We start from the raw sequence: 9,170 nt of genomic DNA, 5'->3' as shown, positions 1-9,170 counted from the left end.
TTTTGCCTTGATTTTGTTTTGATAAGATCTTGACGATCTGAACTTCTGTAAAATTGCTTTGTTTCATAATTATCCCTAAGTTAATAAACTATATTTTTAAACGTTCCGTTTTTTAGGGAAGATTACATGACCTATACTTATTTTGACAAGGTAACGAGGATGACCTATACTTATTTTGACAAGGTAGCGAGGATGACCTATACTTATTTTGACAAGGTAACGAGGATGACCTATACTTATTTTGACAAGGTAACGAGGATGACCTATACTTATTTTGACAAGGTAACGAGGATGACCTATACTTATTTTGACAAGGTAACGAGGATGACCTATACTTATTTTGACAAGGTAGCGAGGATGACCTATACTTATTTTGACAAGGTAACATTTTAAGTAAGTTCATTTTTTTATAGAGCTTTATCTCTAACATTATGGAAGTGAAAAATCATCAGTAAAATAAAATATTAAAATTGATTGTTTTTTTTAACTTAATCTTTAACTTTATAAAGAATAATTAATTAACACTAACATATATGAGAAAAACTCTACTGTCGGTATTCTGTTTATTTTCTATGTATGGACTATCAGCACAACAGAATGTATTATGGGAAAAGTCTATAGGAGGAGAGCAAGCAGAATATCTTTATAATGCTATTTCTACACCTGATTATGGATTCTTGATTTTAGGTAGTTCTGCATCTGATGCGACGGGCGATATCCAAAAGAAAAATCAAGGAAGTTTAGATTATTTTATCTGGAAAATGGATGAAAATGGGAAGCAAGAATGGCAAAATTCATTTGGAGGAAACGGTTCTGATTTCTTATATACGGCTAAGCCTACTGCTGATGGAGGGTATATCTTAGCAGGTGCTTCTACATCATCAAAATCAGGAGATAAAACATCCAATATTCAAGGAGCTGAAGATATTTGGGTGATAAAAATTGATGCACAGGGAAAACTACAATGGCAAAATTCATTTGGAGGAAATGGAAATGATATTCCTGTTGATGTGATTAGAACCAATGATGGTGGTTATTTAATTGCTTCAAATTCCAATTCTGCTTCTTCTGAATTAAAGAAAAGTGAACATTTTGGAGGAAATGATTATTACATCATTAAGCTTAATCAAAAAGGAGAAATCCTATGGGAAAATACCTTTGGAGGATTGTTTGATGATAAATTAAAATCAGTTATTGAGACTAAAAAAGGATTTTTGTTGGTTGGAAATTCTAATTCTCCAGCAAGTGGCAATAAAACAATTGATCATGAATTCAATTCAACTTGGATTGTCGAAATTAATGCAAAAGGAGAAATTATTTCGGAGAATAATTTAGGTTTAAATGCGGAAAATTTTTTGATTTCTTTTCAAGAACAAGAGAATAATTATTTGTTTGCGATTAATGAGAAAAATGGAAGTAAAATTCAGACAAAAGTTATTCAAACAGATTTGAATCTTCAACCTCACAAAACAACCGAAATAGAAGAACAAAAAGATTTATCCATCACAGAAATTCAATCCATTAATGATACGTTTATTTTAACAGCCAATCAAATCTCAACTTTACAACAAAAAACGACAACTTCTTCTATTGAAAGTTATTACATCACAAAGTCATTTGATGAAAATGGAACAGAAAAATGGTCTAAAACTTTTGGAGAAAAAGGCTTTAATTACCTCGAAAAAGCAATCACTACTCGTGATGGGTCAATTATACTATTTGGAAATTCTACACAGCAAGCAAAAGGAAATAAAGGTCAATCCGATTTTTATTTAGTGAAATTAGGAGATAAATCTGTTACAGCAAAACGGGATTACATCGAAGCTTATCCAAACCCAACACAGGATATTGTGAATGTTTTAATCAATAAAGACTTCAAAAAAGCATTTATTGACGTTTATAATTTAACAGGTCAACATTTACAGACTAAAGAAGTGAAATATCGCTCTACTCCAATTTCTTTAGGAAATTATCCTGCTGGCATTTACATCCTTAAAATCAACCACGATAACCAAACTGAATCGATTAAAATTATTAAAAAATAATGAAACATTTTTATTTTATATATTTATTATTTATTACTAAAATCTTAGCACAAGATATTAGTCTTAAATTTCCGACTACTCCTGAAATTCAAAAATTTAGTTCTAATATAGATTATCCTATTGACTTAAATACAGGGGGTATTTCTTATAATATACCTTTATTTTCTATACCATTGGAAAATAATGCTATCAAATTAAATTTAAATTATTCATCTCGCGGAGTAAAAGTTGGAGATATATCAAATGAATTCGGACATGACTGGTCTTTAAGTATCCCAAAAATATCAAGAGAAGTAAGAGGTATTCCAGATGAATTTACATTTGGCTATTTGCATCCAACTAAAGAATTTAGTGTTTATGATATGTATGATAAAACTAAAAATGGAATTAGCTTTATTGTGAATCCATCAGGAATGAAAACTTTAGAACAAGAAATCTATTTTAAAGCATATAATAAAGAATATGATTTACAGGCTGATAAATTCTATTTTGATATAAATGGGAAAGCAGGATATTTTATGTTTAAAGGTCAAAATCAAGATATCATATCATATCCTTTCAGCGATCTTAAAATTATTCCGAATTTGCCCCATTCAATATTAATTATCGATACTGATGGAACTGAATATCATTTTGGCGGAAAAGACAATTCAGCTAATGAAATATATAATAATGATGGTTTTGTTTCTTCTTGGAATTTAACCAAAATCAAAAAGAATAATAAAACGATTAATTTTAGTTACCTGAATAGTCTTAATCTTTATAAAACTTTTGTTAATGAACAATACTTATTATACAAATCCACACATTCAACACAAGGAAAAAATGATATTATTTATACTGTAAATAGAGTTAATAAACCTTTTATCAACCAAATAGCAACGACTAACCTAACCATTGATTTTACTTATTCAACTAGCAACCATGTAACTGGTGGAAGAAAAATCGATCAAATAGCTATAAATAGAGGAAAAAACACTTTAATCTATACGTTTGAATTTAAAAACTATTTTGCAGAAATTTTAAATGATCCTTCTTCTAAAACTGAAAGAATATTTTTAAATAAAATAAAGAAAGTAACTGATAAGATAGAAGATTTTTATTCCTTTGATTACATTACCCCTGAAGGATTACCAAGTAGACTATCACCTAAAATAGATTTATGGGGATATTTTAATAACCAAAATTATAATACAAGAATACCATCTTATAGAGTTGGATTAAATAGAACTCAAAAAGGAGATCGATTCGTCAATGAACAATATCTAAAATACGGTATATTAGAAAAAATTACATTACCTGAAAAAGGCGTTGTTAAAATTAATACAGAACCTAATACAGTTGATAAAAAAATGTTCAATCATCTTTCTATTGGATTATATAATCATTATTTAGACATTGATGAACCAGACGATAAAATAACCCAAGAATTAACTAGAATAATCACCTCTCCTTTTACTGGTCCTGACATAGACGATAATAATCAATCTTATCCTACATTTTATGAGGAAACATTTGAATTGACAGAAAAATCACTGGTTGATATTACTTTAGTAAAAGAATTCATAGGTCCAGATTGTATTTCGGTTAATACTTCTTGCCCAAGTGTTCATCTCAGAGGAAACAATAAATTTATCATTTTACAAGAGAGTGATAATAACAAAACTATAGAATTAGATGCTGGAACTTATTTACTAAAAGTTAGTAATCTAAGTCAATTTTTAAATGACAGAAAAAATATCATCGTTCGGCTCTCTAAACTAATTGATAATCCTTCCAAAATAAATAAAAATGTAAATGGACTTAGAATAAACAGTATAGAGCATTATGATGAAAATAAATTAGTGTTAAAAAAGGAGTATGATTATAATACTAGTAATAATATATCTTCAGGAGAGTTAATTTCAATAGCTCCATTGATTTCTTTTTTTTCAGATATAGGTTTTAATTATGAAAATTATTTTTCATATGAAGATAGTTATATTCTTTTAAATTCAAATTTTCAACCTTTTTTAGACTCAAATACAACAAATAAGATATTATATTCTGAAGTTACTGAAAAAATAATTGATGTCCCTCAAAATAAAGTATTAAAAACAAAAAACACTTATTACAAAGCTTTAGAAAGTTATATTATAGAAAGCGAGGAGGATATAAGACTTGCTCTTCCTTCTGTTCACAATAGTAATTTTTTAGATCTAAGAGAGATATATCATTATGTACCCGTTTGGAGACAAGGATTATTAAAATCTCAAGAATTTTACAGAAATAATAATAAAATAAAAGAGACTAATTTTTTGTATTATCAGTCGCTAAATCATGATAAGTATAAATATACTCTTAGTACTAGTCAAATGTATGGTCCAATGTCATTTATGTATAACAAAGATTATAGTGAACAACAATATTTATCAAGAACGATAACAGATGAATATTTTGATAATGGAACTTCCATTACCACAGAAACTTCTTACAATTATGATAGTCCAAATCATTTACAATTAACAAAACAATCTATAACCAACAGCAAAGGCGAAACCCTAACTACAGACTATCAATATCCTTCAGATTTGACAAGTGGTTACGAGCAAAGTGCGATAATGCAAGAAATGGTGAATCGTAATATGATTGCTACACCTGTTATTACAAAATCTAAAAATGGGTCTACTGTTTTATCTGAACAACGAACTTTGTATAAATATTTCCCTACAACAAACGGTAATCTAATTTTACCAGAATTTGTTTACGCTAAAAAAGGATCTACAACAACAGCTGCAGACCGCAAAATCACTTACAATAGTTATGACAACCAAGGTAATCTAACACAATATACCTTAGAAAATGGACTTCCAGTTTCGATTATTTGGGGATATAGTGGACAATATCCAATTGCTAAGTTAGAAGGCGTTGCTTTATCTCAAATTAGTGCTGCAACGATCACAACGTTAAATACCAAAACAACAGATGCCGACTTGTTGGCTGCTTTAACAAGTCTTCGTACAGCACATAAGGATGCTATGGTAACAGGGTATTTGTATAAGCCATTAGTTGGTGTTACTCAAATTATACAACCAAATGGAGTAGCTGAAAAGTATAATTATGATGCTTCAAATCGTTTACAATCTATCGTAAATGATAAAGGTGAAACGCTTAAAACCTTCCAATACAACTATAAACCTTAATGCTAGATCTATGAAACACTTTTATAAAAAACTAATTTATAGTACTTTTTTAGCATTAGGAAGTACTTATATTCAAGCCCAAACAACCACAGAAAACTTTATCAAAACACAAGAATGTTTAGATGCCACTTGTGCCACAAAAAAAGAAACCGTTGTTTATTTTGATGGATTAGGACGCGAAAAACAAGCTTTGCAAGTAGCAGGCTCTCCAACAGGAAAAACAATTGTCACACAAATAGAATATGATGGATTTGGTCGTCAAGCCAAAGAAAATTTACCCTTTCCAATTACAGCTGCTACCAATACCATTGTAAGTGCAGCAACTAATGGTAATACATTTTATTCCACTTTAACTGGAGATACCACGCCTTTTTCTGAGAAAACATTTGAGAATTCACCTTTAAATAGAGTACTAGCGCAAGCAGCACCCGGGAATTCTTGGAAAAAAGGAGCGAATGAGATTAAGTTTGATTATGCAACTAATACTGATGCGGATAAAGTACAAAAGTTTGGAGTGACTTTATCTGCTGCATTTGTCCCAACTTTAACTTTAAGTGGAAATTATACAGCAGGAACTTTATATAAAACTGTCACAATAGATGAAAATGGTCAACCTATCCAAGAGTTTAAAGACAAGGAAGGGAAAATTATTTTAAAACGAATTAATATACCTGCAATATCTGGAACTACAAATTCTTCAGGAAATCATGATACCTACTATGTATATGATATCTATGGAAATCTGACCTATGTAATACCACCAAAATTAGTAGAAGTAGGAACAACAGTATTGGCTAATTATACAGCTAATTTGGCTGAATTAGGTTATCAATACCAATACGATGATAAAAATCGTTTAGTTGAAAAACAACTTCCTGGCAAAGGAAGAGAGTTTATGGTGTATGATAAATTGGATCGATTAGTTGCAACAAGAGATAGTCAAAATGAGTGGATATTCACGAAATATGATAAATTTAATCGAATTGTTTACACAGGAACTTTACCCACATCAGCTAGGGCTACGTTACAGTCAGCTTATAATACAGCAACAATTTATCATGAAACAAGAGGAACATCTGGAGGATTAGCGAATAATGGAATCACAAATGGATTATATACCAATGTTGCCTATCCAACATCTTTTACAAAGATAACAACGATTAATTATTACGATGAGTATACAAATTTAGGTATAACTCCTTCTTCTATAGATGGACAAAGTGTCATAGGAGTAACAGATACCAAAACAAAAGGATTGGCTGTAGCAAGCTTTACTAATGTTTTAGGCACTACAATATGGGCTAAAAATTATACCTATTACGATGCAAAATATATTCGTCCTGTCGCAACCGCTTCTACAAACTATTTAGGTGGTTATACCAATACAGCCTCAAGTTTAGATTTTAGAGGAAAACCACTTAAAACAATCACAAAACACAAACAATTAGCAGCAAGTACAGAATTAACATTAACGGATGAATTTGTGTATTATCCAAATGAGTTATTAAAATCTCAAACGCATCAAATAAACAGTGGAGCGAAAGAATATATTGTACAGAATTCGTATAACGAAATCAATCAATTGACGATTAAGAAAGTTGGAAATTCTGTAGCTACAACACCATTGCAAACGGTAGATTATAAGTACAATATAAGAGGTTGGATGACGGATATTAATAATGTAGATGTAACAGAAACAACAACTTATCGAGATTTATTTTCGTTTCGATTGAATTATGATAAGTTAACTCGAGTAACAAATAATACTGCTGTAAAAAAACTACACAATGGTAACATTGCAGAAATCATCTGGAAAACAATTGATTTTAATACAAGAAGCTATAGTTTTGAGTATGATGGATTAAATCGCCTGATGAATAGCATTTATCTAAAAAACACTAATGAGGCTATTAATGCATACAATGAAACAATCAAAGGTTACGATAAAAATGGGAATATTACAGGAATTATTCGAAATGGGAACAATGAGATAATCAATGCTCCAGTGATAGATAATTTGAGTTATGTGTACCAAACAAACTCGAACAAGCTATTAAGTGTAACCGATGCAACGACGTTAACAGAAGGTTTTAATGATGGGAATAAAGTAGGAAATGATTATGCTTATGATGTAAATGGAAATTTAACAGTAGATAAAAACAAAGGAATAACAAAAATTAGTTATAATTACTTAAATTTACCAACAGAAGTTCTTTGGAATGCATCTAAAAAGATTAATTACACGTATGATGCAAGTGGTGTTAAGTTAAGAAAGGTTGTAACAGATGGAACTAGAGTAATCACAACCGATTATTTAGGAGGTTTTCAGTACCAAAATAATGTATTACAGTTTTTTCCAACAGCCGAAGGATATGTAAATGTAACAAACGGAACAGCGTTTAACTATGTTTACAATTACACTGATCATCTTGGAAATGTACGATTGAGTTACCAAAAAGAAGCAAATGGTACGCTAAAAGTATTAGAAGAAAACAATTACTATCCGTTTGGGTTAAAGCATAAGGGATACAACAATACAAATCTTGCGAATGCTAACTATAAGTACAAATACAACGGTAAAGAACTGCAAGACGAATTAAGCTTAAATTTATACGACTACGGCGCAAGAAACTACGACCCAGCTATTGGACGTTGGTTCAACATCGACCCGCTGGCTGAGAAATCAAGACGTTTTTCTCCTTACACTTATGCTCTTAACAATCCTGTATTCTTCATTGACCCTGATGGGATGATGGCTACTCCACCTGATTGGGTTGTTACAAATGGACAGACATTATACGATAGTAGAGTTAAATCTCAAAGTGATGCTACTTCAATATATGGAAGTAATGCTAAGCATGTAGCGAATGGAACTTCTTATACAGCCTCTGATACAGGAAATAATGTGACTCTTCAAGATAAAGGTTATTTTGTTTCAGGTGGAAAAAATGGAGCAGTTCAAGATCAAGCATTACTTGCAATGTATGATAATAAATCCGTTACAGGAGTTTCTACTCTAAACCCTAAAGATGACGCTTTATATTCTGGAAGTGTTAGAAGGGCTCTTGGAAATAGAGATGTAAATGGTCAAAATTTAATAGAAGCAGGTCAAATGTTTCAAACAGGAGGAGATGCTGCAACTGTAGCAGGTTTAGGTATGTCTGCAACTGGAGTTGGAGCAGTAGCTGGAGGTCCTTTAACGGTTATCGGAGGGATTACTTCAAATGTTGGTTTAGCTACTGAAATATCAGGCGATTTTATTAAAAATGGATTTAATAAACAAACAATTTTTAATAATTCACTAAAACTAGGATTATCATTTTTCTTTAAAGGATTAAGTAAAAACGGGGTAAATGCCACTAGAGCTGTAGCTGGTAGAGAAGCTGTACAAGCTGGGGAAAATAGAGTTAGTGAAGCTGTAATAGAGGGAACTGTTATGGGAGCTGAAAAAACAACAGATAAATTTTTAAATTATAAAAAATAACTATGGATTATGAACTTTTAGGATTGTCTATTCTATTAATTATAAGTGGAGTATATTTTATGTTAAATAATAAATTCTGGAAATTAGATATTACTGATTTAAAAAAAAATATAGAATTGAGTTTATTTTTATCAGGAATTATGGCATTAATTTTAGGCATTTCAGTATTTTTTTATACTATTAGTGGTGGGAATTAAGGTATAATACTATTCCAATCGTATTAATTCCAACCCAACATTCACAATAACACAAAAGGCAAACTATGGTTTGCCTTTTGTTATTTTATCGGTTTTAGTAAATCTTTAATTTCTTTATCGGAGATAGAATTTTGCTCGCTTTTATCGTAAAGAGAAAGTAGATAAATCGTTTCATTTTCAATAAAAAGATGCGTTATTACTCTTGCTCCGCCGCTTTTACCTTTACCTTTCGACTTTATTGCCAAACGTATTTTGTAACAAT

General features: G+C 30.5%; 5 protein-coding genes. 4 read left to right on the top strand and 1 reads right to left on the bottom strand.

Annotation, left to right across the window (positions count from 1 at the left end; genetic code table 11):
- Positions 1 to 533: 533 nt before the first annotated feature.
- The 4 genes from G0Q09_RS14380 to G0Q09_RS14365 are packed head-to-tail and all read left to right on the top strand — an operon-like array spanning position 534 to position 8,908.
- A complete protein-coding gene (locus G0Q09_RS14380) occupies positions 534 to 2,045 on the top strand; it encodes a T9SS type A sorting domain-containing protein (protein WP_257468286.1) in 1,512 nt (503 codons plus the stop codon).
- Positions 2,045 to 5,227: a hypothetical protein gene (locus G0Q09_RS14375; RefSeq protein WP_219035395.1), complete on the top strand. Its 3,183-nt coding sequence runs from the start codon at positions 2,045 to 2,047 to the stop codon at positions 5,225 to 5,227. The genes G0Q09_RS14380 and G0Q09_RS14375 overlap by 1 nt, the downstream gene beginning before the upstream one ends.
- 10 nt (positions 5,228 to 5,237) lie before the next feature.
- Positions 5,238 to 8,711, top strand: a complete 3,474-nt coding sequence (locus G0Q09_RS14370; RefSeq protein WP_219035394.1) for a DUF6443 domain-containing protein — start codon at positions 5,238 to 5,240, stop codon at positions 8,709 to 8,711.
- A 2-nt stretch (positions 8,712 to 8,713) separates the two neighbouring features.
- Entirely contained in the window at positions 8,714 to 8,908 is a 195-nt protein-coding gene (locus tag G0Q09_RS14365; protein WP_219035393.1) for a hypothetical protein, read from the top strand.
- Between the two features lie 80 nt (positions 8,909 to 8,988).
- On the opposite strand, the gene G0Q09_RS14360 is transcribed toward G0Q09_RS14365, so the two are convergent.
- Positions 8,989 to 9,170 (bottom strand): type II toxin-antitoxin system RelE/ParE family toxin (locus G0Q09_RS14360; RefSeq protein ID WP_219035392.1); only part of this gene is annotated, 182 nt, incomplete at its 5' end.

The sequence above is a fragment of the Empedobacter falsenii genome, from assembly GCF_019308355.1.
Lineage (GTDB): Bacteria > Bacteroidota > Bacteroidia > Flavobacteriales > Weeksellaceae > Empedobacter > Empedobacter falsenii_B.
Note: the sequence above shows the minus strand (reverse complement) of the source record. Positions and strands in the feature narration are given on the sequence as shown.

Bases quoted from the DNA above. Each gene is read 5' to 3' on its own strand.
- G0Q09_RS14380 (WP_257468286.1), top strand. From the start codon at position 534: ATGAGAAAAACTCTACTGTCGGTATTCTGTTTATTTTCTATGTATGGA.
- G0Q09_RS14375 (WP_219035395.1), top strand. From the start codon at position 2,045: ATGAAACATTTTTATTTTATATATTTATTATTTATTACTAAAATCTTA.
- G0Q09_RS14365 (WP_219035393.1), top strand. From the start codon at position 8,714: ATGGATTATGAACTTTTAGGATTGTCTATTCTATTAATTATAAGTGGA.
- G0Q09_RS14370 (WP_219035394.1), top strand. From the start codon at position 5,238: ATGAAACACTTTTATAAAAAACTAATTTATAGTACTTTTTTAGCATTA.